Genomic DNA, 26,384 nt, shown 5'->3' on the forward strand with positions numbered 1-26,384 from the left:
GAGGGGTGGACATCCGCGCGGAAATCGTTTGTTGGCGCGTCGGGTGAAATGTGCGGGTTGGAGTGCGAGTTGGCGGATCATCCGCGTCTGAGTATCGTCGTCCCCTTTCAGGACGTCGAGATCTACCTGACCGAATGCCTGGAGTCGATCGCGCGTCAGTCGTTCGCCGACTTCGAGGTGATCCTCGTCGACGACGGCTCCAGTGACGGTTCCCTGCGCATCGCGGCCGACTACTGCGCCGCGGACCCGCGCTTCAGGCTGATCCGCCAGCACGCCCACGGACCCGGTCACGCCCGCAACGCCGGGCTGCGGTCCCTGCATCCGCGCGGCGAGTTCCTCGCCTTCGTGGACGGCGACGACGTCATCCCCGAATACGCCTACGAGCTGCTGATCCGCACCCTGGAGGAGTCCGACTCGGACTTCGTCTCCGGCAACGTGCAGATGATGAACTCCACCAAGAAGTGGCAGTCGCCGCTGCACAAGGGCCCCATGCAGAAGAACCGGCGTGGCACCCACATCACCCGGTTCGACGCGCTCATCTACGACCGCACCGTCTGGAACAAGGTCTTCCGGCGCTCCTTCTGGGACCACCACGACATCCGGTTCCCCGAGGGCGTCATGTACGAGGACTCCTGGGTCAACATGTACGCCCACTTCCGTGCCGACAAGGTCGACGTCGTCACGGACGTGATCTATTACTGGCGCCGCCGCGAGGGCGGGGCCGCGCCCTCCATCACCCAGCGCTACACCGAGCTGTCGAACCTGTGCGACCGCGTCTCCGCCGTGCAGTCGGTCAGCCGGTTCCTCGCCGACCGGCGCTCGCGCCAGTACGAGGACAGCAAGCGCAAGTACGACCTCGCCTGTCTGAAGTCCGACCTGATGCTGCATCTGAAGGTGCTGCCGGACGCCGACGAGGAGTACCGGCAGACCTTCATGGAACGGGCCCGGGAGTTCCTCGACGAGGCGGACCTCTCCATCATCGGCGAACTGCCCGCGGACGCCCGGGTCAAGTGGCTGCTGGTGTGGGAAGGGCGGCTGGCCGAGCTGCTCGAGGTCATCGAGTTCGAGCGCCGCGGCGGCCCGATGCCGGTGCAGCGGCGCTTCCGCCGCTATCTGAACTACCCCTACCTGGGGGACCGGCAGGTCGGTCTCGACAAGAAGGCGTACCGGCTGGACAAGGAGTTCTCCCTGCACGGCGCGCTGACCGGTGCCCGCTGGAGCCCCAACGCCGACCTGCTCACGCTGGAGGGGACGGCGTACGTCCGCTTCATCAACGTGCACAAGAAACATATGTCGGTGAAGGCCATCGCCCTGCGCAACAAGAAGCAGGGGCGGATGGTGATCACGCCGGCGAGGACCACGTATGCGCCGCAGGCCACGGAGAACTCGGGGCAGAATCGTTACTGCTACGACTGGGCCGGCTTCGAGACCCGCATCGACACCACCCGACTGAAGCAGAAGGGCAAGTGGGTCGAGGGCACCTGGGACGTGGCGGCCGGCGTGCTCAGCCGCGGGCTGTTCCGCTACCGGGGCATCAGCCGGGGCGGCGCGGGCGGCGCGGCCAATCCGCCCTACCGGTATGTCGACAAGAACACCCGCATCCTTCCGCTGTTCCTGCAGGACAAACTGAAGCTGCGGGTCGAGGTCGTGCGCTGCCGGATCACCGGCCACCGGCTCGTCGGGGACCGGCTGGAGCTGCGCGGCGTCTACCTCGGCCCCACCGTGCCGGAGTGGGGCAAGCTCCGGGTGACCAGCATGAACGGCGCCGGACGGCACGACGCCCGGGTGACCTTCCAGCCCGGCGGCGAGGGCTGGTGCACCTTCACGGCCCGCGTCCCCTTGCGCTCCCTGGTCCCCCGGTTCCGGGCGGACGCCGAGGCGGGCGTGGAGGTCCCCCAGTCCTGGAGCATGGGCAGCAACGGCTGGAAGACCACCTTCCACGTCGAGGGCCGCAAGATGACCATGTACCCGGTCATGGCGGAGGACACGACCGACGGCTTCTACCGCATGCCCACCGCGCTGCAGACCCGCGAGGGCGACCGCGAGATCGTGGTCCACCGCAACGGCTCCGGCTACCTCGTGCTCTTCGAGCGCGCCGCCCTGCCGATCGCCACCCGGGTGGCCTGGCGGGAGGACGGCGCGCTGGAGATCGAGGGCCGCTACGACACCGCCGACCGTCTGACCCCGCAGCAGTACCGCGCCGCCCACCTGGTGGTGCGCTCGCGGGCACACGGAGCGGAACGCGACATCCCGCTGACCTGGGACCGCACCCGCTTCAGCTGTGTCCTGACCCCCGCCGCCATGCACACACTCGCCGGCCGGATCCCGCTCGCGGCCGGCCGCTGGGACTTCTTCCTGCGGCGCCAGGACCTGTCGGCGGTGGCCCGCGAAGACCGGCTCGAAGACCTGATGGTCAAGCTCGAACAGGACCACATCGGCGCGTTCCCGCAGGAGTACGAGCACGCCGAGCGCCGCTACGAACTCCAGGCGGAGGCCTACGACCGGCTGTCCCTGCTGGTCCACTCGGCCATGCCCGACCACGCGCGCGGCCCCTACCGCCAGAAGCAGTTGCGCACCAAGGCCTACCCGGCGGCCCGCCGCGAGCGGGTGCGTCCCGCGGTCCTCTTCGACGCGTTCAAGGGAACCCAGTACTCCGACAGCCCCCGGGCCCTGCACGAGGAACTCGTGCGCCGCGGCGCCGGTCTGGAACACCTGTGGGTCGTGCGCGACGACCAGGTCCAGGTCCCGGCCACGGCGAAGGCCGTCCGTATGTGGTCGCCCGAGTGGTACGAGGCCCTCGCCACGAGCAGATACGTCGTCGCCAACAACCACCTCCCCGACTGGTTCCGCAAGCGGGACGGCCAGGTCGTCGTGCAGACCTGGCACGGCACCCCGCTGAAGAAGATCGGCCACGACATCGAGGCCATCCACTTCGCCGACCAGCGCTACCTGGAGCGGGTCGAGACGGAGGTGGAGAACTGGGACATGCTGGTCTCGCCCAACAGCTTCTCCACCCCGATCCTCAAGCGGGCGTTCGGCTTCCCCGGGGAGATGGTGGAGTCCGGCTACCCGCGCAACGACATCCTGCGCAGGTCCGGCACCGAGGAGCGGGAACGGGAGATCCGCGGGCGCATCGGCCTGCCCGAGGGCAAGCGCGTCGTGATGTACGCACCCACCTGGCGCGACGACCAGTTCCACGCCCCGGGCAAGTACAAGCTGGACTTCCGGGTCGACCTCGACGACGCGCGGCGCCGCCTGGGCGCCGACCACGTCCTGCTGGTCCGCCGTCACCCCAACGTGGTGGACCCGGTGCCGGGCGCGGGCGACGGCTTCGTCTTCGACGTCTCCGACTACCCGGACATGGCCGACCTGTCCCTCATCACCGACGTGATGATCACGGACTACTCGTCCCTGATGTTCGACTACGTCAACACCGGCCGGCCCATCCTCTTCTTCACCTACGACCTCGACCACTACCGCGACACCCTGCGCGGCTTCTACTTCGACTTCGAGAACAGCGCACCCGGGCCCCTGCTGTACACCTCCGAGGACCTGGTGACGGCGATCCGGGACGTCGACCGGATCCAGGACACCTACGCCGAGCGCTACCGCTGGTTCCAGCGGGAGTTCTGCGACCTCGACGACGGATACGCCGCCGCGCGGCTCGCCGACCGCATGCTCGTCGCGGGCGGCGACCTCGCTCCCGGGGACGCGAACGCCCCGGCGGTCGGTACCGTCGACACCCGCCACGCGGCGCGGCCCCTGGCCCCCCTCCCGTGGCAGGGCCAGGCCTGGTTCTCCCCGCAGCACCGCGTCGTGCACCAGCGCCGGCCGGAGACCGGCCACCTGATGGACGCGATGCCCGGGCAGCCCCACCCCGACATCCGTACCGCACCGGCCGGGCCGCACATGCCCGAAAGCCGGACGTACGAGGGCCGGACGTACGAGGGCGTGGTTGTGTGACCGCCGGACCTGCCCGCGGGCACGCCCCCCGGTGAGCGCGCCCGCGCCGGTCCGCACCGACCGGCCGCCGACCGTCCCGTCCGGGTGGCGCGGTTCAGCGCGTCCGCACCCGCAGCACCAGGGCGTAGTGGTCGGAGGCGCCGGTGTCCCGCACCGAGCAACCGGCGCGCGGCAGACCGGTGAACAAGTAGTCGATCTTGTGCCGGGACCGGTGCGTGGGCCGGCCGTAAAGCGACGACGCGGAGGGCTGGTCGCACTCCTCGTAGGCGTGGTACGGCTCGGCCGGCCAGACCCAGGCAGCCGGGTTGTGCGCGGCCGGCGGGTCCACGTTCAGATCGCCGCCGAAGACCGTGCGCCGCGCGGGCACCGCGGAAACCAGCGCCCTGAGCTGGTCGTCCCGCAGTTCCCAGCGCGGATGGGCGCGGTCGCTGCCCGGGGGACTGAGATGGGCGACGCACAGCCGGACGTCCAGCGCCGCGACCGTCGCGCACAGGATGCCGCGGCGCAGGCCGACGGTGGGCTGCTGCGCGGCCACCGGGGCGACGGCCGAGAGGTCGTAGGCGGAGAGCAACGCCGTACCGGCGGCCCCCTGCCCGGCTCCGGCGCACCGCACCGTGCTCGTACGGCCGGCGGCGGTGCGCCAGGTGTAGGCGTGGAACGCGCTGTGCCAGGACGCCCCGAGCCGCGCGCTTACGGCCCGCACGTCACCGGCGCAGGACTCCTGGAGGAACACCACCCGGGCACCGGTGCGGGCGACCAGGTCGCTCAGCGCGCGCCGCTTGACGGCCGGACTCCCGGTGCCCTCGCAGTTCCACCGCTCCACACCGCACATGTTCCAGGTCGCCACGGTGAGGGTCCGCCCGGTGGCGGAGGAGGGGGCCTGCCCGGACATCAGGGACCACGTCAGGGCGGCGGCGAGGCCCAGCAGCGCCCCCACGGCGGCCGCACGGCCGCGCCTTCGCCATCCACCGGCCCGGACCGCCGACTCGGAGCGGGTCGGAAACATCACGTCATCATGTCCGATCAGCCGACCGTACGCCAATCCTCCGGTACGCCGCACCTGACCGGCTTCGAAGCACATCCGACAGTGGAGTGAGTACATGTCCAAAGCGCCCGCGACGGGGCGGCAACTGGTCAACGGGATCGAAGCCTCCGGTGCGTTCCCCGTCGAATACCGCTTCGCCCACGCCAAGAACGGCAACCGGCACCTCGTCGTCGTCTTCGCCAACTTCTCGGCGCCCGACGACTACGGCTGGTCGAACGGTGTCTTCGACAACGTGCGTGCCAACATCCTCTGGATCCGTGACCGCTTCCAGGGCATGAACAGCTACTACCTGTGCAAGGAGATGGACTTCTCGCTGGAGCAGTCCGTCGCCACGCTGATCTTCAACGTCATGAAGGCGCTGTCCCTCACGCCGGAGGACGTCACCATGTGGGGCGGCTCCAAGGGCGGCAGCGCGGCCCTGTACTTCGGGCTGCGCTACGGCTTCCGGAACATCGTCTCCCTCGTGCCGCAGTTCCACATCGGAACGTATGTGCAGAAGGTGCACCCCAAGGTGGCCGGCTTCATGCTGGGCGAGGGCATACCGCAGGAGAACGTGCGGGCCGTCGACGCGATCCTGCCCGATCTGGTCCGCTCCGAGGTCAACCGCACCGCCAACATCTATCTGCTCTCCTCCCCGCAGGACGAGCAGTACCCGGAACAAGTGGAGCCGTTCCTGGGCCTGTTCCAGCGGTACGAGAACTTCAACTTCATCTTCAGCGAATCGCCGTTCATCACCGGCCACACCCAGGTCACCCGGCGCAACGTGCCGGCGCTCATGGGCCTGGTGAACCTTCTCGCCGACGGCATGCCACCGCGCCTGGGCTTCGTGCGCAACGGCTACGAGGAGCCCGACCGCGACACGTCGGCCATCAGCGCCTACCTCTCCGCCACCTCCCAGGTGAAGGACGCCGCGGCCTTCCCGCCCCCGGTGGTGACGAGCCCGCCGTACAACGGGGAGGTGCCGAGGACCGGGGCCCACTTCTCCGGCGTCGCCGTCGGAGCCGTGCGCGTCAGCCTCTGGGAGCACGGCAAGTTCCTCGGCTCGCCCGCCGTGGCGCCCGACGGCAGCTGGACCTGGGAGCTGGGCAGGCCCTGGTCCCCGGGCAAGCACCTGGTCAGGCTGTTCGCGGTGGACCCGGGCGGCTTCCACTCCGAGCGCACCGAGGTCCCCTTCACGGCGAGTGACACGCCGGCCGGGGCCGCGCCGGGTCAACTGCCCGGCGCAGGGGTTGCGATGACGGGCTGGGACGGCGGCCCGGTGCCGGCCACGGTGGGACAGGGCGAGGCCGCGCCGACGGTGCTGGAACCCGTGGCCCACGAGCAGGTGCCGACCGCGCGCGTGGTCTTCACCGGGTCCTCGCCCGGGGCCGCGCAGGTGGGCTTCCGGGAGAACGGCGTGCTGCTGGGCGGCACCGCCGTCGCCCCGAACGGCGGCTGGTCCTGGGACGGGGGCTGGGAGTGGTCGGCGGGCGCGCACGTCGTCGACGTGTTCGCGGTGGACGCCTCAGGCGCCGAATCCCCTTTCACCCAGGTGCCGTTCACCGTGATGGGCGCCTCGGCCGGGGCGCCGGCGGCCGCGTTCTACGGCGGCGGCTACTGACCGGGTGAGCGGACCACGAGGAAGAGGGCCCCCGCGGTGTGCGGGGGCCCTCTTCATGTGTGCTTCAGCGGTGCTTCAGCGGTGTGGTGCGATCACGCCGGGACGGACGCCACACCCGGAGCCAGGAACTTCTTGCCGTTCACGCGCTCGGAGACACCCTCGCGGTCCAGGTACGGCGTGATGCCGCCCAGGTGGAAGGGCCAGCCGGCGCCCGTGATCAGGCACAGGTCGATGTCCTGGGCCTCGGCGACGACACCCTCGTCGAGCATGAGCCCGATCTCCTGCGCCACCGCGTCGAGCACCCGCGCCCGCACCTGCTCCTCGGTCAGCACGACGTCGCCCTGCTTCAGCAGCGCGGCGACCTCCGGGTCCAGCTCCGGCTTGCCGCTGTCGTAGACGTAGAAGCCGCGCTTGCCCGCCTTGACGACGGCCGCGAGGTTCGGGGAGACCGTGAAGCGGTCCGGGAAGGCCCGGTTGAGGGTCTCCGAGACGTGCAGGCCGATCGCCGGACCGACCAGCTCCAGCAGCACCAGCGGGGACATCGGCAGCCCGAGCGGCTCGACGGCCTTCTCGGCGACGGCGACCGGGGTGCCCTCGTCGATGACGTTCTGGATCTCGCCCATGAAGCGGGTCAGGATGCGGTTCACCACGAAGGCCGGGGCGTCCTTGACCAGAACGGCCGTCTTCTTCAGCTTCTTGGCGACCGCGAAGGCGGTGGCCAGCGAGGCGTCGTCCGTCTGCTCGCCACGGACGATCTCCAGCAGCGGCAGCACCGCGACCGGGTTGAAGAAGTGGAAGCCCACGACCCGCTCGGGGTGCTTGAGCTTCGAGGCCATCTCCGACACCGACAGGGAGGAGGTGTTGGTGGCGAAGATCGCGTGCGCCGGGGCGACCGCCTCGACCTCCGCGAACACCTTCTGCTTGACGCCGATCTCCTCGAAGACGGCCTCGATGACGAAGTCGGCGTCCGCGAAGCCCTCGGCCTTGTCCAGCACACCGGTCACCAGCGCCTTGAGGCGGTTGGCCTTGTCCTGGTTGATGCGGCGCTTGCCGAGCAGCTTGTCGATCTCGGCGTGGACGTAGCCCACGCCCTTGTCGACGCGCTCCTGGTCGATGTCGGTCAGCACGACCGGCACCTCCAGGCGGCGCAGGAACAGCAGGGCCAGCTGCGAGGCCATCAGACCGGCGCCGACGACGCCCACCTTGGTGACCGGGCGCGCCAGGTTCTTGTCCGGGGCGCCCGCGGGACGCTTGCCGCGCTTCTGCACCAGGTTGAACGCGTAGATGCCGGAGCGCAGTTCGCCACCCATGATCAGGTCGGCGAGAGCCTGGTCCTCGGCGTCGTAACCCTGCTGGAGGTCGCCGTTCTTGGCGGCCGCGATGATGTCGAGGGCGCGGTAGGCGGCCGGAGCGGCCCCGTGCACCTTGGAGTCGGCGATGAACCGGCCCTTGGCGACGGCCTGGTCCCAGGCCTCGCCGCGGTCGATCTCCGGACGCTCGACCCGGACGTCGCCCTTGAGTACCTGGGCGGTCCAGATCAGCGACTGCTCCAGGAAGTCGGCACCCTCGAAGAGGGCGTCGGCGATGCCCAGTTCGAAGACCTGCTTGCCCTTGAGCTGCCGGTTCTGGTTCAGCGAGTTCTCGATGATCACCGAGACGGCCTTCTCGGCGCCGATCAGGTTCGGCAGCAGGGCGCAGCCGCCCCAGCCGGGGACCAGGCCGAGGAAGACCTCGGGCAGCGAGAACGCCGGGATCGCGCCGGAGACGGTCCGGTAGGTGCAGTGCAGGCCGACCTCGACGCCGCCGCCCATCGCCGCGCCGTTGTAGTACGCGAAGGTCGGGACCGCGAGGCCCGCGAGGCGCTTGAACACCTCGTGGCCGCCCTTGCCGATGGCGAGAGCGTCCTCGTGCCTCTTCAGCAGCTCGACACCCTTGAGGTCGGCGCCGACCGCGAAGATGAACGGCTTGCCGGTGACACCGACGCCGACGATCGTGCCCTCGGCCGCCTCCTTCTCCACCTGGCCGATCGCGCTGTCGAGGTTGGCGAGCGACTGCGGCCCGAAGGTGGTCGGCTTGGTGTGGTCCAGGCCGTTGTCCAGCGTGATCAGCGCGAACCGACCGGCACCGAACGGCAGGTCGAAGTGGCGTACGTGCGCCTGCGTGACGACCTCGTCCGGAAACAGCTCGGCCGCGCCCTTCAGGAGTTCAGCGGTGGTGCTCACTTGTCGCCTCCGTCGAAGTGCGGGTTCTCCCAGATGACCGTCGCGCCCATGCCGAAGCCGACGCACATGGTGGTCAGGCCGTAACGGACCTGCGGCTGCTCCTCGAACTGGCGGGCCAGCTGCGTCATCAGACGGACGCCGGAGGAGGCGAGCGGGTGGCCGTAGGCGATGGCGCCGCCGTACTGGTTGACGCGCTCGTCGTCGTCCGCGATGCCGTAGTGGTCGAGGAAGGCCAGGACCTGTACGGCGAAGGCCTCGTTGATCTCGAACAGGCCGATGTCGGAGATGGACAGACCCGCCTGGGCGAGCGCCTTCTCCGTCGCCGGGATGGGGCCGTAGCCCATGACCTCGGGCTCGACGCCCGCGAAGGCGTAGGAGACCAGGCGCATCTTGACCGGCAGGTTGTTCTCGCGGGCGAAGTCCTCGCTCGCGATGATCGACGCGGTGGCGCCGTCGTTCAGACCGGCCGCGTTGCCCGCGGTGACCCGGCCGTGCACGCGGAACGGCGTCTTCAGACCGGACAGGTTCTCCAGGGTGGTGCCCGGGCGCATCGGCTCGTCGGCCGTGACCAGGCCCCAGCCGGTCTCGCCGGCCTCGGCGTTCGTGCGGCGCACCGAGATCGGCACCAGGTCCTGCTGGATCTTGCCGTTGGCGTACGCCTTGGCGGCCTTCTCCTGCGAGCGCACCGCGTACTCGTCGGCACGCAGCTTGGTGATCTGCGGGTAGCGGTCGTGCAGGTTCTCCGCGGTCATGCCCATGAACAGGGCGGACTCGTCGACCAGCTTCTCGCTGACGAAGCGCGGGTTGGGGTCCACGCCCTCGCCCATGGGGTGGCGGCCCATGTGCTCGACGCCACCGGCGATCACGGCGTCGTAGGCGCCGAAGGCGATCGAGCCCGCGGTGGTCGTCACCGCGGTCAGGGCGCCGGCGCACATGCGGTCGATGGAGTAGCCGGGCACCGACTGCGGCAGGCCCGCGAGGATGCCGGCGGTGCGGCCGAGGGTCAGGCCCTGGTCGCCGATCTGCGTGGTCGCGGCGATGGCGACCTCGTCGATCTTCTTGGGGTCCAGCCCGGGGTTGCGGCGCAGCAGCTCCCGGATCGCCTTCACGACGAGGTCGTCGGCGCGGGTCTCGTGGTAAATGCCCTTCGGGCCCGCCTTGCCGAACGGGGTGCGGACGCCGTCTACGAAGACGACGTCCCTGACGGTACGAGGCACGATGGCTCTCCTCCAGGTGCGGGGTGGCACTGCTGCGTTGCGCTGAGCGCGCGCTCAGGACCCATGCTACTTATGAGTAACGTAGCTGCACAGTCCTGCCGGGGGGAGCGGCGAACGTCACACCACCACCGGCGGCGGGATGGCTTGATTACGACGTACCCCTCGGCGCCCCCGGTCCCGGCCGGCCTGACGGGGGAAAGGCCCTAGGCGCCCGCGGCCGACAGCGCGCCGACCAGTATCGGGGTGACCAGCTCGATCTGCCACGGCCGCGCACCGTACCCGGCGAGCGCGGTGCTCACCGACTCCGCGTCCAGGTCGGCCGGCGGCTCCCAGCAGATGCGTCGCACCGAGTCCGGGGACATCAGGTTCTCCTGCGGCATGCCGAGCCGCTCGGCCAGCGCCGTCACCCCGGCCCGGGCCGCGGACAGCCGGGCCGCCGCGGCGGGATCCTTGTCGGCCCACGCGCGCGGCGGCGGCGGTCCGGTCACCTGCTGCCCGGGCTGCGGCAGCGCGCTCTCCGGGAGCGCCTTGGCCCGGTCGACCGCGGCCTGCCACTGCTCCAGCTGGCGCCGGCCCGTGCGGTGCCCGAAGCCGTTCAGCGCCGCGAGCGCGTGCACGCCGGCCGGCAGGGCGAGCGCCGCCTCGACGATGGCGGTGTCGGAGAGCACCTTGCCCGGCGAGACGTCCCTGCGCTGGGCGATCTGGTCCCGGGTCTGCCACAGCTCGCGCACCACCGCCAGCTGCCGGCGCCGGCGCACCTTGTGCATCCCGGACGTGCGGCGCCAGGGGTCCTTCCTCGGCTCGGCGGGCGGCGCGGCCGCGATCGCGTCGAACTCCTGCCGGGCCCACTCCAGCTTGCCCTGGCGGTCCAGCTCCTTCTCCAGGGCGTCCCGCAGGTCGACGAGGAGCTCCACGTCCAGCGCGGCGTAGCGCAGCCACGGCTCGGGCAGGGGCCGGGTGGACCAGTCGACGGCGGAGTGGCCCTTCTCCAGGACGTAGCCGAGGACGCCCTCGACCATGGCGCCGAGGCCGACGCGCGGGAACCCGGCGATCCGGCCGGCCAGCTCGGTGTCGAAGAGCCGGCTCGGGATCATGCCTATCTCGCGCAGACAGGGCAGGTCCTGGGTGGCCGCGTGCAGGACCCACTCCACGCCGGACAGCGCCTCGCCGAGCGAGGACAGGTCGGGGCAGGCGACGGGGTCGATCAGCGCGGTGCCGGCGCCCTCGCGGCGCAGCTGCACCAGATAGGCGCGCTGGCCGTACCGGTAGCCGGAGGCGCGCTCGGCGTCCACGGCGACGGGGCCGGAGCCGGCGGCGAACGCGGCCACCACCTCGGCCAGCGCGGCCTCGTCGACGATCACCGGCGGAATGCCCTCGCGGGGTTCGAGCAGCGGGGTCGGCGCCTCCGTCACAGAAGATCCGGCGTCGTCCGGAGGTGTGCCTCCGGTGGTGCGCAGGGAGCTGTCTGCTGCGGTGTCTTGGGCGTCGGTCACCTGTCAAGGGTATCGGTGTACGGACGGCGCCCGTCGCCGGAACGTTCCGTCGACGGGCGCCGCAGGGTCGTAAACCAGTCAGGCCGGTGAAACTTCCGGTTCACGCGGGTGAACCGGTGATGCCTTTGCCGTGGCGGTGCGTCGGACTCAGTGGATGATCCCGGTGCGCAGCGCCACGGCCACCATGCCGGCGCGGTCGCCGGTGCCCAGCTTGCGGGCGATGCGGGCCAGGTGGCTCTTCACGGTGAGGGCCGACAGGCCCATGGAGACGCCGATCGCCTTGTTCGACTGGCCCTCCGCGACCAGCCGCAGCACCTCGACCTCGCGCCCGGACAGCTCGCGGTAGCCGCCCGGGTGGCTCGGGGCACCCGGGGGGCGGCGGTGCATCCGGGCGGCGGCGCCGAGGGGGGTGGCACCGGGCCGGCTGGGCAGACCGATGTTGGTGCGGGTGCCGGTGACGACGTAGCCCTTGACCCCTCCGGCCAGGGCGTTGCGGACCGCGCCGATGTCGTCGGCGGCGGAGAGGGCCAGGCCGTTGGGCCAGCCCGCGGCGCGGGTCTCGGAGAGCAGGGTCAGGCCGGAGCCGTCGGGCAGGTGGACGTCGGCGACGCAGATGTCGCGCGGGTTGCTGATGCGGGGACGGGCCTCCGCGACGGACGAGGCCTCGATGACGTCGCGCACACCGAGCGCCCACAGATGGCGGGTGACGGTGGAACGGACGCGCGGGTCGGCCACGACCACCATGGCGGTCGGCTTGTTCGGGCGGTAGGCGACCAGGCTTGCGGGCTGCTCGAGGAGAACGGACACCAGGCCTCCTGGGTGGGGGGACGGGGGGCCGGCTGGTGGGGGAGTCAGCCGGGACGAACCGTGCTTTCAAGGTCACAGTCGTCTTCGGCAGCAAACTCGTCCGCCTTTAGAGAATGATCACGATCTAGTGAGTAACAATCCGTGCAATTCGGACACGCGATCGATCATCCGAAGATCGAGTCGGTTCGTGCGAGTGCCATTCGAGTACGGAAAGTGGCCGTATCGACAAAGACATGGTCAATAAGGCGCCCATGCGAATGATGGCGCCCCGACCGGGCCTCAGGTCACCGTGACTGGGGGTCGCGACGCTGCGGCAGGGTGACCACCGAGGCATCGCCCGGACCGGCCGGCGGCAACCCCCCGACCTGCGCCAGCAGATCGCACCAGGACGCCAGGTGGGCGGCCGTGTCCGGCACCCCGCCCAGGCCCTCGCGAGGTGTCCAGGACGCCCTGATCTCGATCTGCGAGGCGGCCGGCCGCTCCGCCAGCCCGCCGAAGTAGTGCGAGCTGGCCCGCGTGATCGTCCCGCTCGGCTCGCCGTAACCGAGCCCGCGCGCCTGCAGCGCCCCGGTCAGCCACGACCAGCACACCTCGGGCAGCAGCGGATCGGCCGCCATCTCCGCCTCCAGCTCGGCGCGCACCAGCGTCACCAGCCGGAACGTGCCCCGCCAGGCCTCGTGCCCGGCCGGATCGTGCAGCAGCACCAGCCGCCCGTCGGCCAGCTCCTGCTCGCCGTCGACCACCACGGCCTCCAGCGCGTGCGCGTACGGGGCGAGCCGCTGCGGCGCGGGCGTCGGCTCCACCTCGACCTGCGGCCGCACCCGCGCCGTGCGCAGCGCGTCGACCGCCGCCCGGAACGCGGGCGGCAGCCCACCGCCCGACCGCCCCTGCGCGGTGTCCTTCGCGTCGTCCATTCCGTCAGCGCCGTCCGACAGTCGTCCCTGAGCCGCAGCCATGCGGGGAAGAGTAAGGGGAACCGGGCCCGCGTGCAGGGAGGGACACCCCCGAAGGGCAGCCGCACTTCCGCGCCGACGGCCATGCGAGACTTGCCGTCGTGAGTGCCAACGGAAGCCCCTCGGGCCAGCAGCCGACCGCGACCTACGACAGCGCCTTCCTCAAGGCGTGCAGGCGCGAACCCGTGCCGCACACCCCCGTGTGGTTCATGCGCCAGGCCGGCCGCTCCCTGCCCGAGTACCGCAAGGTGCGCGAGGGCGTCCCGATGCTCGAGTCCTGCATGCGGCCGGAGCTGGTCACCGAGATCACCCTGCAGCCGGTGCGCCGGCACGACGTGGACGCGGCGATCTTCTTCAGCGACATCGTCGTCCCGCTCAAGGCCATCGGCATCGACCTCGACATCAAGCCCGGCGTCGGCCCGGTCGTCGAGCAGCCCGTCCGCACCCGCGCCGACCTGGCCCGGCTGCGCGATCTCGGTCCCGAGGACGTCTCCTACGTCACCGAGGCGATCGGCATGCTCACCCGCGAACTGGGGGCCACCCCGCTGATCGGCTTCGCCGGCGCCCCGTTCACGCTCGCGAGCTACCTGGTCGAGGGCGGCCCCTCGCGCACGTACGAGAACGCCAAGGCGATGATGTACGGCGACCCGGAGCTCTGGGCCGACCTGCTCGACCGTCTCGCCGACATCACGGCGGCCTTCCTGAAGGTGCAGATCGAGGCCGGCGCCAGCGCGGTCCAGCTGTTCGACTCCTGGGCCGGCGCCCTGTCCCCGGCCGACTACCGCAGGTCGGTCATGCCCGCCTCGGTCAAGGTCTTCGAGGCCGTCGCCGGCTACGGCGTCCCGCGCATCCACTTCGGCGTCGGCACCGGCGAACTGCTGGGCCTCATGGGCGAGGCCGGGGCGGACGTCGTGGGCGTCGACTGGCGCGTCCCGCTGGACGAGGCCGCCCGCCGGGTCGGTCCCGGCAAGGCGCTCCAGGGCAACCTCGACCCGACCGTCCTGTTCACCGACAAGGACACCGTCGAGGCCCAGGCCGCCGAGGTGCTGGCGGCGGCCGCCGGCCTGGAGGGCCACGTCTTCAACCTCGGCCACGGCGTCATGCCGAGCACCGACCCGGACGCGCTCACCCGGCTCGTGGACTACGTCCACACCGCCACCGCGCGCTGAACCACCGGGAGAACTACCAGGAGTAGTGGGGCCGCGCCCGCCTGCCGAACAGCAGGCCGGGCGGCTCCGGCGGGGGAGGCGTGCCGGGCTTGAGCGGCCAGGCCAGCAGCATGCCGGCCACGAAGCCCATCACATGGGCCGCGTAGGCCACGGTCCCGCCGGAGACGCCGTGCCCGGAGGAGTACATCGCCTGCAGCGCGAACCAGAAGCCCAGCACCAGCCAGGCGGGCAGTCTGAGCGGCAGGAAGACCAGGAACGGGACGAGAACCCAGACCCGCGCCCTCGGATACAGCATCAGATAGGCGCCGAGGACCCCGGCGATGGCGCCGGACGCGCCGATCAGCGGGTCGCCGGAGCCGGCGTTCAGCAGGGCGAAGCCGTAGCCGGCCGCGTAACCGCAGACGGCGTAGAAGAGGAGGTAGCGGATGTGTCCCATCCGGTCCTCGACGTTGTTGCCGAAGATCAGCAGGAAGAGCATGTTCCCGAGCAGGTGCAGCCAGCTGCCGTGCAGGAACATGGCTGTGAAGACCGACAGCGCCGGTGACTTGTCGTAGCCGGGCGGGCTCACGAGACAGCCCGGGCCGTGCGGGCCCACACCCACCCCGCCCGTGGGGACCACCCGGGGCAGCTGGTGGTGGATCAGCTCGCGCGGGATCGCCGCGTAGTGATCCATGAAGGCCTGGAGCCGGCACAGCTGCGAAAGGTCGCTGTGACCCGCCACCGATCCGGCTATACCGGGCGTGGTGATGAACACGAGGACGTTGACGGCGATGAGCGCGTACGTCACCCAGGGGGTGCGGCGCACCGGGTTCACGTCATGGACGGGTATGACCACACAGGAGTACTGCCCGCGATGCGGTGCGCGAATCGGTGAACGCCACCGCCCGGCCGCGCGTATCCCCTGTCAACCGACGTGAGGATCAGGCGATGACGAATGCCGCGCAGGTTCCGGCGATGCACGCTCTGCCCGATGGCGAGGCGGAGCTGTCCTTGGTGATACGGCTTCCCTGGGAGGATGTCGCGCGCCTCGGCCAGGAGGCGGGACGGCTCGCCTCCCAGATGCAGCGCCCGGTGACCCTGGACGAGGCGGTCGGCTACCGGCTGCGCACCACCCGGCCACCGGCCTCGCACGCCAAGCCCGCCGGCGAGCAGCCCGCGGCCATGGCAGCGAGCGCGGCGGTCACCTCGCTGCCCCGGATCAGCGGCTCGGCGTAGACCCGCGCGGGCCCGTCACCCGCCGCGCACCTTCGAGGTCGCCTTCCTCGCCGCGACCAGGACCGGGTCCCACACCGGTGAGAAGGGCGGGGCGTAGCCGAGGTCCAGGGCGGTCATCTGCTCCACCGTCATCCCCGCGGTCAGCGCCACCGCGGCGATGTCCACGCGCTTGCCCGCGCCCTCCCGGCCGACGATCTGGACTCCGAGCAGGCGTCCGGTGCGGCGTTCGGCGATCATCTTGACCGTCATGGCGGAGGCACCGGGGTAGTACCCGGCCCGGCTGGTCGACTCGATGGTGACCGTCTCGAACCGCAGCCCCACCCGACGGGCGTCCTTCTCGCGCAGCCCGGTACGCGCGATCTCCAGGTCGCAGACCTTGCTGACGGCCGTGCCGACGACGCCCGGGAAGGTGGCGTAGCCGCCGGCCGCGTTGGTGCCGATGACCTGGCCGTGCTTGTTGGCGTGGGTGCCGAGCGGGACGTACTGCTCCTGGCCGGAGACCAGGTTCAGCACCTCCACGCAGTCGCCGCCCGCCCAGATGTTCTCGTGACCGCGCACCCGCATCGCGAGGTCGGTGAGCAGGCCGCCGTGGGCGCCGAGGGGCAGACCGGCCGCGCGGGCGAGGGCGGTCTCCGGCCGGACGCCGATGCCGAGGACCACCACGTCCGCCGGGTACTCGGCGTCCTGGGTGGCCACCGCGCGGACCCGGCCGTCCTGCCCGGTCAGCAGCTTGGTGACCTCGGCGTCGTTCACCATGGTGATGCCCAGACCCTCCATGGCCCGGTGCACCAGGCGGCCCATGTCCGGGTCGAGTGTCGACATGGGCTCCTTGCCGCGGTTGACGACCGTCACCTCGAAGCCGCGGTGGATCAGCGCCTCCGCCATCTCCACACCGATGTACCCGGCGCCCACCACCACCGCCCTGCGGCCGCGCGTGCGGGCCAGCGTCTCCAGCAGGGTCTCGCCGTCCTGCAGGGTCTGCACGCCGTGCACCCCGGGGGCGTCGGCGCCGGGCAGGTCCGGGCGGACCGGGCGGGCCCCGGTGGCGATGACGAGCTTGTCGTACGACGTCCACGACTCGGCGCCGGAATCGATGTCACGCGCGCGGACCCGCTGCCCGGCCACGTCGATGGCGGTGACCTCGGTGCGCAGCCGCAGGTCGATGCCGCGCTCCCGGTGCTGCTCGGGCGTACGGGCGATCAGCCGGTCGCGTTCGGGGACCTCGCCGCCCACCCAGTAGGGGATGCCGCACGCCGAGTAGGAGGTGAAGCGGCCGCGTTCGAAGGCCACGATCTCCAGCTCCCCGGGCCCTTTCAGCCGGCGTGCCTGTGACGCCGCGGACATGCCCGCGGCGTCACCGCCGATCACGACCAGTCGTTCCCCGCCGTCCCGCCCACCGCTCATGCTCATGGGAAACACGCTACGGGGTGGGGCGGGTCCGGTCAGTCGCGGTCCGCCTCGCCGGCGGAGCCCGGCACGGGGCGGGCCGACGGCAGCGGCCCGAGCGCGGTCACGGGCGCGGCGGGCGCGGGGCGGGGCCGGCGCGGCAGCCGGGGGCGCACCACCCGCAGCCACAGCAGCGCCGACAGGGCCGCGAAGGCCGCGAACGGCAGGGCGGCGCCCAGCGCGAGGGCGATCCAGCGCAGCGTCGCGGCGAACACGTGCCAGCCCCCCGCGAGCGCGTCCACGAACCCCGGCGTGCCGTCACCGGCCGCCTCCTTGACGGGTGTCTCGGACAGCGTCAGCGTGATGGTGGCCAGCTCCGTGCGGTCCTTCAGGGAGGCCTGCCGGGCCAGCAGTGCCTCCAGATCCGCCTGGCGTCGACTCAACTCGCCCTCCAGCGTGACGACGTCGCCCAGTTTGGCCGCCCGGCCCATCAGCGCCCGGATCCGGTCGACGCCGGCCCGCTGCGACGCGATCCGGCTGCCGACGTCCACGACCTGGTCGGTGACGTCCACCGCCTTGGCGGTGCGGTCGACCAGCCGGCCCGTGCCCTGCAGTGCGGTGAGGACCTCGTCGTACCTGCCGGAGGGCACGCGCAGTACGACCCGGGTGCGCTCGTGGCCGTCGGCGTCCCGGGACGTGTCCTCCTGGCCGACGTAGCCGCCCGCGGCCTCGGCCCTCGTGCGGGCCCGGGCCAGGGCCTTGGGCACATCGCGGGTCTCCACGGTGAGGGACGCGGTGCGGACGATCGCGTCCGGGGAGGTGCCGGGCGCCGTCTTCCCTTTCTCCGCGGCGGGGCCCGACGCGCCGGAGACGTCCGCCCGGCGGCCGTGCGCGCCCGCGTCGGACTTCGCCGAGCCGCCGCCGACGTCACCCCCGCCGCCACACCCGGCCAGCGCGAGCGACGCGGTGAGCAGGACAGCGGCCAGGACGGACGGAGCGGATCGTGGGGAACGCGGTATGCGCATGGGCGGTACTCCCGGGCTCTGGGACGGATGACGTACCTACGACGGCGCGGCCGGCCGGGACGTTGGTGATCCCCGGTCCCGAAGCGGTCACGGTCCGGACTCGGCACGGCCACCGGCCCGCCGCGAGGGCGCCGCGGCTCGGCCGGGGGAGCGCCGGCGGGGTCTGAGAGAGTGGGGGCATGAGCGCAACGGGTAGCCCCGCGGGGCATGTCGTCGTCATCGGAGCCGGAATCGCCGGCCTGGCCGCCGCCCACCGGCTGCTGACACTGGGCGCTCGCGTGACCGTGCTGGAGGCCTCCGAGCGGGTCGGCGGCAAACTGCTCCCCGGCGAGATCGCCGGCGTGCGCGTCGACCTGGGCGCCGAGTCGATGCTGGCCCGCCGCCCGGAGGCCGTGGCCCTCGCCCGCGAGGTCGGCCTCGGCGAGCGGCTCCAGCCGCCGGCCACCGCGAGCGCCTCCCTCTGGACCCGCGGCGCGCTGCGGCCCATGCCCAAGGGCCATGTGATGGGTGTCCCCGGCACCGCCGCCGCGCTCACCGGCGTCCTGTCCGACGAGGGACTCGCCCGTATCGAGCGCGACGCGGACCTGCCCCGCACCGAGGTCGGCGACGACGTGGCCGTCGGCGAGTACGTGGCGGCCCGGCTCGGCCGCGAGGTCGTCGACCGGCTGGTCGAACCCCTGCTCGGCGGGGTCTACGCGGGCGACGCCTACCGCATCTCGATGCGCTCGGCCGTCCCGCAGCTCTTCCGGGCGGCGCGCGCACACGCCTCCCTGACCGAAGCGGTCCGCCGGATCCAGGCCCAGGCGGACGCGGCCCGGCAGACCGGCCCGGTGTTCATGGGCATCGAGGGCGGTGTCGGCCGGCTCCCGCTCGCCGTCGCCGATTCGGTCCGGGCGCGCGGCGGCGAGATCCTCACCGGCACGCCGGTGAGGGAGCTGCGCCGGGACACCGCGCCGGAAGCGGACACCGCGCCCGGGGCGCACGCCGCGCGGCCGGCCTCCACCTGGCGCGTCGTGGCCGGTGACCGGGTGCTGCGTGCGGACGCCGTCGTCCTCGCCGTGCCCGCCCGCGCGGCCGCCGACCTGCTGCGCGCCGAGTCCCCGGAGGCCGCCGCCGATCTCGCCGCCGTCGAGTACGCCTCCATGGCACTGGTCACCCTCGCCTACCGGCGCGCCGAGCTGGACCTCCCCGAGGGGAGCGGCTTCCTGGTGCCGCCCGTCGACGGCCGCACCATCAAGGCGTCGACGTTCGCCTCCCGGAAGTGGGGCTGGATCGCCGAGGAGGATCCCGACGTGGTCGTCCTGCGCACCTCGGTGGGCCGCCACGGCGAGGAGGAGATCCTCCAGCGGGACGACGCCGGCCTCGTCGAGGTCTCCCGGCGCGACCTGTCCGACGCCGTCGGCCTGAACGCCGCGCCCCTGGCGACCCGGGTCACCCGCTGGACCGACGGCCTGCCCCAGTACCCGGTGGGCCACTACGCCCGCGTGGCCCGTATCCGCGAGCACGTCGCCAAGCTGCCCGGACTCGCGGTGTGCGGCGCGCAGTACGACGGTGTCGGCATCCCGGCCTGCGTCGCGAGCGCGAACGCGGCGGCCGATCAGCTCCTCGGCGACCCGACGGCCGCCGAGGAGCTGACCGCCAACCCGGTGCAGAGCCTGCACGGCGGAGCGGGAGAATAGGGACCATGAGTGACGACGCCCCCATCACCGAGTCCGGCAGGATCCCCAACAAGGGCAAGCTGGCCAAGGACCTCAACGAGGTCATCCGCTACACCCTCTGGTCGGTCTTCAGGCTGAAGGACGTGCTGCCCGAGGACCGTGCGGGATACGCCGACGAGGTCCAGGAGCTGTTCGACCAGCTCGCCGCCAAGGACGTGACGGTCCGCGGCACCTACGACGTCTCGGGCCTGCGGGCCGACGCCGACCTCATGATCTGGTGGCACGCCGAGACCAGCGACCAGCTCCAGGAGGCGTACAACCTGTTCCGCCGCACCCGGCTGGGCCGCGCCCTCGAGCCCGTGTGGTCGAACATGGCGCTGCATCGCCCCGCCGAGTTCAACCGCTCGCACATCCCGGCGTTCCTCGCCGACGAGACGCCCCGCAACTACGTGAGCGTGTACCCCTTCGTGCGCTCCTACGACTGGTACCTGCTGCCCGACGAGGACCGCCGCCGCATGCTCGCCGACCACGGCAAGATGGCCCGTGGCTACCCGGACGTGCGCGCCAACACGGTCGCCTCGTTCTCCCTCGGCGACTACGAGTGGATGCTGGCCTTCGAGGCCGACGAGCTGTACCGCATCGTCGACCTCATGCGCCACCTGCGCGCCTCCGAGGCCCGTATGCACGTCCGCGAAGAGGTCCCGTTCTACACGGGCCGCCGCAAGGACATCGCCGACCTGGTCGCCGGGCTGGCCTGACGGGTGCCGCCCCCGGGCGGCCCGGCCGGTCAGGCGCTCAGCGCCGCTCGGCCTCGCCCCTGAGGGCGTCCCGCCGGGACTCCTCGCCGGCCCTCGGGGCGTCCGGCTTCGGCTCCGGGCGCGGCGCGCAGGACGCGTGCCGCGCCGGGAGGCGTCCCTCCAGCAGATAGGCGTCGAAGTAGGCGTCGACGCACTTGTTGGGGCCGCCGCCGATGCTGTGCGTGCCCGCGTCCCGCTCGGTGACCAGCACCGAACCGGCCAGCCGCCGGTTCATCTCCACCGCACCCGCGTACGGCGCGGCCGCGTCCCGCTCGGCCGCCAGGATCAGCACCGGCGGCAGCTCACCCGGCCCGGTCCGCACGTCCAGCGGCTGCCGCCGGGGCGCCGGCCAGTAGGCGCACGGCAGGTTCATCCACGCGTTGTCCCAGGTCTCGAAGGGCGCCACCCGGGCGAGCCGGGTGTTGTCGCGGTCCCACACCGCGAAGTCCGTCGGCCAGGGCGCGTCGTTGCACTCGACGGCCGTGTACACCGCGCGGCCGTTCTCCGCCTCGGTGGCCGTGCCGGGGTGCGGAGCCGCCACCCGGACCAGCGGGGCGGGGTCGCCGTGCAGATAGGCCGACAGGGCGCCGGCCCGGCTGGGCCAGAAGTCGTCGTAGTAGCCGGCCGTCAGAAACGCGTTCTGCAACTGGCCCGGGCCGACCTTCCCGCCGGCCGCCTTCCGGGCCAGCCGCTCCCGGGCGGTGTCGTAGGCGCGCTGCACCCGCCCCGGCGTGGCACCGAGCCGGTAGACGTCGTCGTGGCGCGCGATCCAGTCCCGGAAGTCGGCCCAGCGCTCCTCGAACGCGGCCGACTGGTCCAGGTTGTCGGCGTACCAGACCTTCGCCGGGTCGGGGTTCACCGCCGAGTCCAGCACCATCCGCCGCAGATGCGAGGGGAACATCGCCGCGTACAGCGCGCCGAAGTAGGTGCCGTACGAGGCCCCCATGAACGTCAGCCGGTCCTCGCCCAGCGCGGCCCGCAGGACGTCCAGGTCACGGGCGTTGTCGAGCGAGGTGTAGTAGCGCAGCCTGCCGCCGGAACGCTGGGCGCAGCCGCGCGCGTACTCCTTGGCCCGGGCCACGCGTTGCCGCTTGTACGCCTCAGACGGGTGCGTCGGCGCGGCGCTGGGCCCCTTGAAGAACCCCTTGGGGTCCTCGCAGGACAGCGGTGCCGAACGGCCCACCCCGCGCGGCGCGTAGCCGACCAGGTCGTAGGCGGCGGCGATCCGCTGCCAGTCCGGGAGCGCGCCGACCAGCGGGAAGTACATGCCGGAGGCGCCGGGGCCGCCCGGGTTGTAGACGAGGGCGCCCTGCCGGGGGACCTTGCGCTTGCTGTTGCGTGGGTCCTTCTGCGTGGCACGGGTGCGGCTCACGGTGAGTTCGATCTGCTTGCCGTTCGGGTGGGCGTAGTCGAGCGGGACCGTCACCGTGCCGCACCGCAGCTCGTCCGGTGCCTGAGGCACATCGGCCGCCGCGCACGCGCCGAAGTCGATACCGGCCGCTCGGGCGCGGGCCACGGCCACCGCGGTGCCGCGCAGCTCGGCGGTGCCGGGCACCCCGGGTGCCTCGGGGCGAGTGGGCGTGCCGCCCGCCGGGGTCGCGGCCAGGGTGGTCAGAAGCAAGGATCCGGCGGCCGAGTACAGGGCGGCAGCTCTCATCGCGTATCCCTTCGGTGCGCGGCGGCGATGGCACGACTGCCACGGCCCGGCGGCGACAGAAGGGATGTTTCGGTCGGCCGTGGGTGAAGGCAAGCACCGTCCGGCCGGTGTCGGCGCCAATGCCCCTTGTGCGCCCCCGGGAACGCCCTCACTCCCGCCGCGGCTGCTCGCGGTGGGCGAAGGCCGCGCGCAGCTCGGGTCCACCGCTCGCGCGGACGCCGCGTACGGCGACGGAGGTGAGGAACGACCGCTCCTCGCCGGCCGGCCCCCAGGTGAGCGCGTCCAGCAGCCGCTGCCCGGCCGGGGAGGCCCACCGCGAGTACGGATGCGCCTCCCAGCGGGCGAGGGCGAGACAGCTCAGGGACAGGGTCAGGGGCAGCGCGAACCACAGGGCGACCAGGAGCCGGGGCGTGTCGCTCGGGACGGGCAGCAGCAGCGCGGTCACCCCCAGCACCGCCACGCCCAGCGTGGCGGCACGCACCCGGCGCACCGCGGCCCCCACCGTCGTACCGGCGCCCTCGGGTACCGCGAGGCCCGCGCGCACCAGTCCGTCGGCCACCCGGCGCACCGCTTCCGCGCCCGCCACACGCGCTCGTACGGGAGCGATCCGGGACTGGCCCTGAGGGCCTATCGCCCCTATGACGGACCGTTCCATCTCGTCCCGGCCCAGCGGGTCCACCACCGTGGCCCAGCCGGTGTGGGCGAGCAGCAGCCGCCGCTGCCGGGCCATGGCCACCAGGGTCACCTCGGCGACCCGCGCCGGTCCGCCGGACAGGAAAGCCGCCTCGTACAACGTCAGTCGGCGCTCGGGGGCTGTCGCCGTGACGGCGGAGGCGTCCGCCGCGTCCGCGTCTGCGGCGCGGACGGCGGCCAGGCACAGCCGGACGCACGCGGTGCCGGCGAAGGCCCAGGCCAGGAGAAGGAGAAGGACCCAGAACATGACGTGTTTCTATGCCGACGACGAGGCGAAAGGCCATGCCCTGTTCACGATCCGGACAGAGAGTCGCCGGTATGTGACGTTCCGCTTTCCGCGCAGGTCAGGGAGTGCTCGTCGCGGGCGGCAGGGAGTACGTCGGGTCCGGCGGGGGAACGACCGGGACGGCGGCGCCCGGATCGACCACCGGCGGCGACGGCACGGGCGTGGCGGAGGCGGCCAGGTCGCGCGAGAGCGCGGCGAAGTCGACGTAGCCCGTCGCCTCCAGGATCCTGATGTGGTCCAGGACGGTCGTGTTGGCGTCGTCGGCGAGATCGCGGACCAGGGAGTTCTGGGTGCCGGCCCGGACCTGTGCGACCAGGGAGAACACCCGGCCGTGTGCCAGCCGCAGGATGCCGGCGAACCGGCGGTCGAAATCCTGGCCCCGGGCCGACCTCAGGGTGGCGAGCCACTGCTTCTGCTGCTCGTTGGGTTCGTTGGGCATCGGGATGCCCAACTGGATGGCGACGGTGCGGTCGTGCGCGTCGAGGGAGGTGTGCCCGTCGACGAGGTGCCGGCCCGCCGTGCGCACCGCGGGGGTGGTTCCCTCGCGCTCCGCCAGCTGTCCGGCGGGCAGTTCCCACAGCCCCGCGAGCCGGACCTTGGTGACGAAGTCCCGGTCCTGCGCGGACAGCGGGCCGTACGGGGTGGTCACGGTCCGCGCGCTCAGCACGTTCGCGCCGGCCGTGTCCTGCCGGTCGGCGTACGACCAGAGCGGGAACAGCAGCGCCGCGGCGGTCGCGGCGAGGCCGGTGATGATGAGCCCGGTCCCGCTGAATATGCCTCGGCCCTTGATCGGGGCTCGCGGTCGCATGGCGCCTCCTGTACGGCACCGCACACCGGGTGCTGGGGATGGGTGGGTGCGGCTTGGCATATTACTGCGGCGGCGGAGGGCCGGTTTCCGGTTGCGATCCGGTGCGGGGGCGGGCGCGGGGTGTGTGGTGGTTGCCGACGCCAGGCGCGACAGGCCCTAGGAGGTCGCCCCCGATGGTCGCCGCTGGAGTGCCGTGATGCGGCGCAGCAGGTCGCGGGCCGTTCTCGCCACTCGGGTGACGCGACCCGATGATCTGGGGGCCGGGCCCGCTCGGTCCAGCCACCACTCGCGGAGGGCTTCGCGGCGCTCCGGCCGGTCCTTCCCCAGGAGGTGTTCGGCGAAGTCCAGAGCGTCCCGGCGGTACCCGCCCGCCATCGGCCGCTGCCGGGCGTACGCCAGGAAGGCCGGTCGGTACTCCGCTCCCAGAATCACCGGCAACTCGGGCGCCACCCTGGCCACCACGTCCGCCCGCTTCGCCGCGAGGGCCCGCGCCTGCACCCCCATCCGTACCCGGTCGAACCCCTCCGGCACCGGCGTCCCGGCCATCAGCGCGGACAACACCGCGGCCTGGGCGACCCCGAGCCGCTCCCGGGCCGCCTCCCGCGTGCGCACACGGGCCACCGGTCGTACCCGCACCGCGACACCCCCGCCGCTCCCGGCGGTCACGGCCGTGCCCGCGGCCGCCCGTTCGCGTCCCCCGCGCACGGCGCCCGCGATCGCCGCCAGCTCCCGCTCCAGCTCGGCCGGCTCCGGGAAGTCCTCGTCCCGTTCCAGCAGGACGCCGGGCGGGTCGGTACGGGAGGCGAGGTCGGACAGGACGGCGAGCACCGGGGGCGGCACCGGATGCGCGTGACTGTCGTGCCAGACGCCGCCCCGTTCGAAACCGCCCGCGACATGGACGTAGGCGATCGCCTCCAGTGGCAGCGCGGCCAGCGCCTCGGCGGGGTCCTCGCCCCGGTTGACGTGGTTGGTGTGCAGGTTGGCCACGTCGACGAGCAGCCGTACGCCGGTCCGCTCGACCAGCTCGGTGAGGAACTGCCCCTCGGTCAGCTCCTCACCCGGCCAGGAGAACAGCGCGGCGATGTTCTCGACGGCCAGCGGCACCGGCAGCGCCTCCTGCGCGATGCGGACGTTCTCGCACAGCACGTCCAGCGCGTCCCGGGTGCGCGGCACGGGCAGCAGATGCCCGGCCTCCAGCGCGGGGGAGGCGGTGAGCGCGCCGCCCGCCCGGACGAACGCGACGTGCTCGGTGACCAGGGGAGCGCCGAGCGCCTCGGCCCGCTCGGCGAGGGCCGTCAGACGGCCCGCGTCGGGGCGGTCCGCGCCGCCGAGGCCGAGGGAGACACCGTGCGGGATCACCGTCACACCGCGCCCGCGCAGCCGGAGCAGCGACTCGGGAAGGTGCCCGGGGCAGATGTTCTCGGCCACGACCTCCACCCAGTCGATGCCCGGCATGCGTTCCACGGCCTCCGCGATCTCCGGCCGCCAGCCGATGCCCGTCCCCAGTCGCCGCATGCGCGTCCCCCTCCTGCTCGGCCTGGTGCCCGTACGTCGAGTGACGGGGGTATGGCCCCGGTGAGCGGCCCCGAACCCCGCGGGGGGAGCGTTCAGAGCAACATTTGAGGTTTCGTCCGCGGCGCCGCGTCAGCGCAGCGCCGGATGGTCGGCGACCACCGTGCAGGAACCCGGCGCGATCTCCGTGAAGCCGGCATCGCGCACCAGCGGCAGTCCGCCGCCGGTCAGCCGGGGCCAGTCGGCGGGGGCGGCGGTGCGGACGGCGAGCGGGAAGCCGGCGTCGCGCCAGGCGGCCCGCTCGGTGCCGGACAGCGCCCACCAGGCCAGTTGGGCGCCGTGCCCTGCCTGGGCCATCGCCTTGCCGGCCGACATCTCCAGTTCGGGGTTCAGCCACAGCACCGGCTGGACCGGGTCCGCCGGGGCGGGCGGCTCCGGGTCGTCCAGCTCGGTGCCCGACACCTGGAGCTTGGCCAGGTCCTTGGGCCAGCCGTCCAGCGGGATCGGCGGGAAGACCCGGACCTCCGCGGACTTGCCCGTCACCGTGATCCCGGGCAGCGTCCCGGCCCGCCGCCACTCGGCGCCCCGGGCCCGGCGGACGACCTTGCGGATCCGGGCGTCCTCCCAGTTCCGCACGGCCTCGGCCCACTCGCCGTCGCCGTGCGCCCGTTCGTCACCGAGGAGGCGGAGCACGGCCCGGGCGGCCGTCTCCAGCGCGTCGGTGCGGGCGGGCGGCGCGCTCCGCTCGATGCGGACGACGAGCGGCAGCACGAACTGCGGTGCCTCGTCGCGTGGCGTGCGCTCGGCCTGGAAGGGACTGTCACCGGAAACTGGAACGTTGCTCACGACAGCCCAGCCTACGAAGCCGGGATCACCCC

The 26,384-nt window shown here is 72.6% G+C and carries 20 protein-coding genes; 6 read left to right on the forward strand and 14 right to left on the reverse strand.

Translation table 11 applies throughout. From position 1 onward, the window contains the following. Positions 1 to 69 precede the first annotated feature (69 nt). Positions 70 to 3,963 (forward strand): CDP-glycerol glycerophosphotransferase family protein, encoded by a 3,894-nt coding sequence (locus tag ACIBA9_RS17065; RefSeq protein WP_399363696.1) that lies wholly within the window; start codon positions 70 to 72, stop codon positions 3,961 to 3,963. 94 nt (positions 3,964 to 4,057) lie between these two features. On the opposite strand, the gene ACIBA9_RS17070 is transcribed toward ACIBA9_RS17065, so the two are convergent. Beyond that, positions 4,058 to 4,969 (reverse strand): endonuclease/exonuclease/phosphatase family protein, encoded by a 912-nt coding sequence (locus ACIBA9_RS17070; RefSeq protein WP_399363698.1) that lies wholly within the window; start codon positions 4,967 to 4,969, stop codon positions 4,058 to 4,060. 94 nt (positions 4,970 to 5,063) lie between these two features. Between ACIBA9_RS17070 and ACIBA9_RS17075 the strand changes: the two genes are divergently transcribed. Further along, positions 5,064 to 6,608, forward strand: coding sequence for a hypothetical protein (locus ACIBA9_RS17075; protein WP_399363700.1), 1,545 nt, complete (start codon positions 5,064 to 5,066; stop codon positions 6,606 to 6,608). A gap of 92 nt (positions 6,609 to 6,700) precedes the next feature. Here ACIBA9_RS17075 and ACIBA9_RS17080 read toward each other — a convergent pair whose 3' ends face one another. From ACIBA9_RS17080 to ACIBA9_RS17100, 5 genes are all read right to left on the reverse strand, one after another. After that, entirely contained in the window at positions 6,701 to 8,830 is a 2,130-nt protein-coding gene (locus tag ACIBA9_RS17080) for a 3-hydroxyacyl-CoA dehydrogenase NAD-binding domain-containing protein (RefSeq protein ID WP_362152957.1), read from the reverse strand. Continuing rightward, positions 8,827 to 10,047: a thiolase family protein gene (locus ACIBA9_RS17085; protein ID WP_399363702.1), complete on the reverse strand. Its 1,221-nt coding sequence runs from the start codon at positions 10,045 to 10,047 to the stop codon at positions 8,827 to 8,829. Before ACIBA9_RS17085 ends, ACIBA9_RS17080 begins: the two co-directional genes overlap by 4 nt. 203 nt (positions 10,048 to 10,250) lie before the next feature. Next, positions 10,251 to 11,540, reverse strand: a complete 1,290-nt coding sequence (locus tag ACIBA9_RS17090; RefSeq protein WP_399363704.1) for a ribonuclease D — start codon at positions 11,538 to 11,540, stop codon at positions 10,251 to 10,253. 147 nt (positions 11,541 to 11,687) lie between these two features. After that, positions 11,688 to 12,347 carry a response regulator transcription factor gene (locus ACIBA9_RS17095; RefSeq protein WP_362152966.1) on the reverse strand — a complete coding sequence of 220 codons (660 nt, stop codon included), beginning with the start codon at positions 12,345 to 12,347 and terminating at the stop codon, positions 11,688 to 11,690. A 284-nt stretch (positions 12,348 to 12,631) separates the two neighbouring features. After that, positions 12,632 to 13,303 (reverse strand): DUF3000 domain-containing protein, encoded by a 672-nt coding sequence (locus ACIBA9_RS17100; RefSeq protein WP_362152969.1) that lies wholly within the window; start codon positions 13,301 to 13,303, stop codon positions 12,632 to 12,634. A 98-nt stretch (positions 13,304 to 13,401) separates the two neighbouring features. On the opposite strand from ACIBA9_RS17100, the gene hemE reads away from it, so the two are divergent. Continuing rightward, complete coding sequence (gene hemE / locus ACIBA9_RS17105; protein WP_399363707.1) at positions 13,402 to 14,469, forward strand: uroporphyrinogen decarboxylase; 1,068 nt, start codon at positions 13,402 to 13,404, stop codon at positions 14,467 to 14,469. Positions 14,470 to 14,482: 13 nt separating this feature from the next. Here the strand turns inward: hemE and ACIBA9_RS17110 are convergent, their stop codons facing one another. Beyond that, a complete protein-coding gene (locus ACIBA9_RS17110) occupies positions 14,483 to 15,304 on the reverse strand; it encodes a rhomboid family intramembrane serine protease (RefSeq protein WP_399363709.1) in 822 nt (273 codons plus the stop codon). A gap of 92 nt (positions 15,305 to 15,396) precedes the next feature. Here ACIBA9_RS17110 and ACIBA9_RS17115 point away from each other — a divergent pair, with 92 nt between their 5' ends. Beyond that, positions 15,397 to 15,684 (forward strand): hypothetical protein, encoded by a 288-nt coding sequence (locus ACIBA9_RS17115; protein WP_362152976.1) that lies wholly within the window; start codon positions 15,397 to 15,399, stop codon positions 15,682 to 15,684. Between the two features lie 15 nt (positions 15,685 to 15,699). Here the strand turns inward: ACIBA9_RS17115 and ACIBA9_RS17120 are convergent, their stop codons facing one another. Together ACIBA9_RS17120 and ACIBA9_RS17125 are read right to left on the reverse strand one after the other, a co-directional pair. After that, complete coding sequence (locus ACIBA9_RS17120; protein WP_399363711.1) at positions 15,700 to 17,094, reverse strand: FAD-dependent oxidoreductase; 1,395 nt, start codon at positions 17,092 to 17,094, stop codon at positions 15,700 to 15,702. A 32-nt stretch (positions 17,095 to 17,126) separates the two neighbouring features. Beyond that, complete coding sequence (locus tag ACIBA9_RS17125; RefSeq protein ID WP_399363713.1) at positions 17,127 to 18,095, reverse strand: DUF4349 domain-containing protein; 969 nt, start codon at positions 18,093 to 18,095, stop codon at positions 17,127 to 17,129. Between the two features lie 179 nt (positions 18,096 to 18,274). Here ACIBA9_RS17125 and hemG point away from each other — a divergent pair, with 179 nt between their 5' ends. Both hemG and hemQ read left to right on the forward strand, forming a co-directional pair. Beyond that, on the forward strand, positions 18,275 to 19,774 hold the full coding sequence (gene hemG / locus ACIBA9_RS17130) for a protoporphyrinogen oxidase (protein WP_399363714.1): 1,500 nt from the start codon (positions 18,275 to 18,277) through the stop codon (positions 19,772 to 19,774). 5 nt (positions 19,775 to 19,779) lie between these two features. Continuing rightward, a complete protein-coding gene (gene hemQ / locus ACIBA9_RS17135) occupies positions 19,780 to 20,511 on the forward strand; it encodes a hydrogen peroxide-dependent heme synthase (protein ID WP_399363716.1) in 732 nt (243 codons plus the stop codon). A gap of 37 nt (positions 20,512 to 20,548) precedes the next feature. Here the strand turns inward: hemQ and ACIBA9_RS17140 are convergent, their stop codons facing one another. The 5 genes from ACIBA9_RS17140 to ACIBA9_RS17160 all read right to left on the reverse strand — a co-directional run bounded on the left by ACIBA9_RS17140 (position 20,549) and on the right by ACIBA9_RS17160 (position 26,352). Then, on the reverse strand, positions 20,549 to 22,207 hold the full coding sequence (locus ACIBA9_RS17140; RefSeq protein WP_399363718.1) for an alpha/beta hydrolase: 1,659 nt from the start codon (positions 22,205 to 22,207) through the stop codon (positions 20,549 to 20,551). A gap of 148 nt (positions 22,208 to 22,355) precedes the next feature. Then, positions 22,356 to 23,147, reverse strand: coding sequence for a TIGR04222 domain-containing membrane protein (locus ACIBA9_RS17145; RefSeq protein ID WP_399363720.1), 792 nt, complete (start codon positions 23,145 to 23,147; stop codon positions 22,356 to 22,358). A 97-nt stretch (positions 23,148 to 23,244) separates the two neighbouring features. Then, entirely contained in the window at positions 23,245 to 23,994 is a 750-nt protein-coding gene (locus ACIBA9_RS17150; protein WP_399363722.1) for a DUF4142 domain-containing protein, read from the reverse strand. 156 nt (positions 23,995 to 24,150) lie between these two features. Next, positions 24,151 to 25,509, reverse strand: coding sequence for a DUF692 domain-containing protein (locus tag ACIBA9_RS17155; RefSeq protein ID WP_399363724.1), 1,359 nt, complete (start codon positions 25,507 to 25,509; stop codon positions 24,151 to 24,153). Positions 25,510 to 25,638: 129 nt separating this feature from the next. Then, on the reverse strand, positions 25,639 to 26,352 hold the full coding sequence (locus tag ACIBA9_RS17160; RefSeq protein WP_399363726.1) for a peptidyl-tRNA hydrolase: 714 nt from the start codon (positions 26,350 to 26,352) through the stop codon (positions 25,639 to 25,641). Positions 26,353 to 26,384: the final 32 nt, after the last annotated feature.

The sequence above is a fragment of the Streptomyces sp. NPDC051452 genome (assembly GCF_044454765.1).
GTDB lineage: Bacteria > Actinomycetota > Actinomycetes > Streptomycetales > Streptomycetaceae > Streptomyces.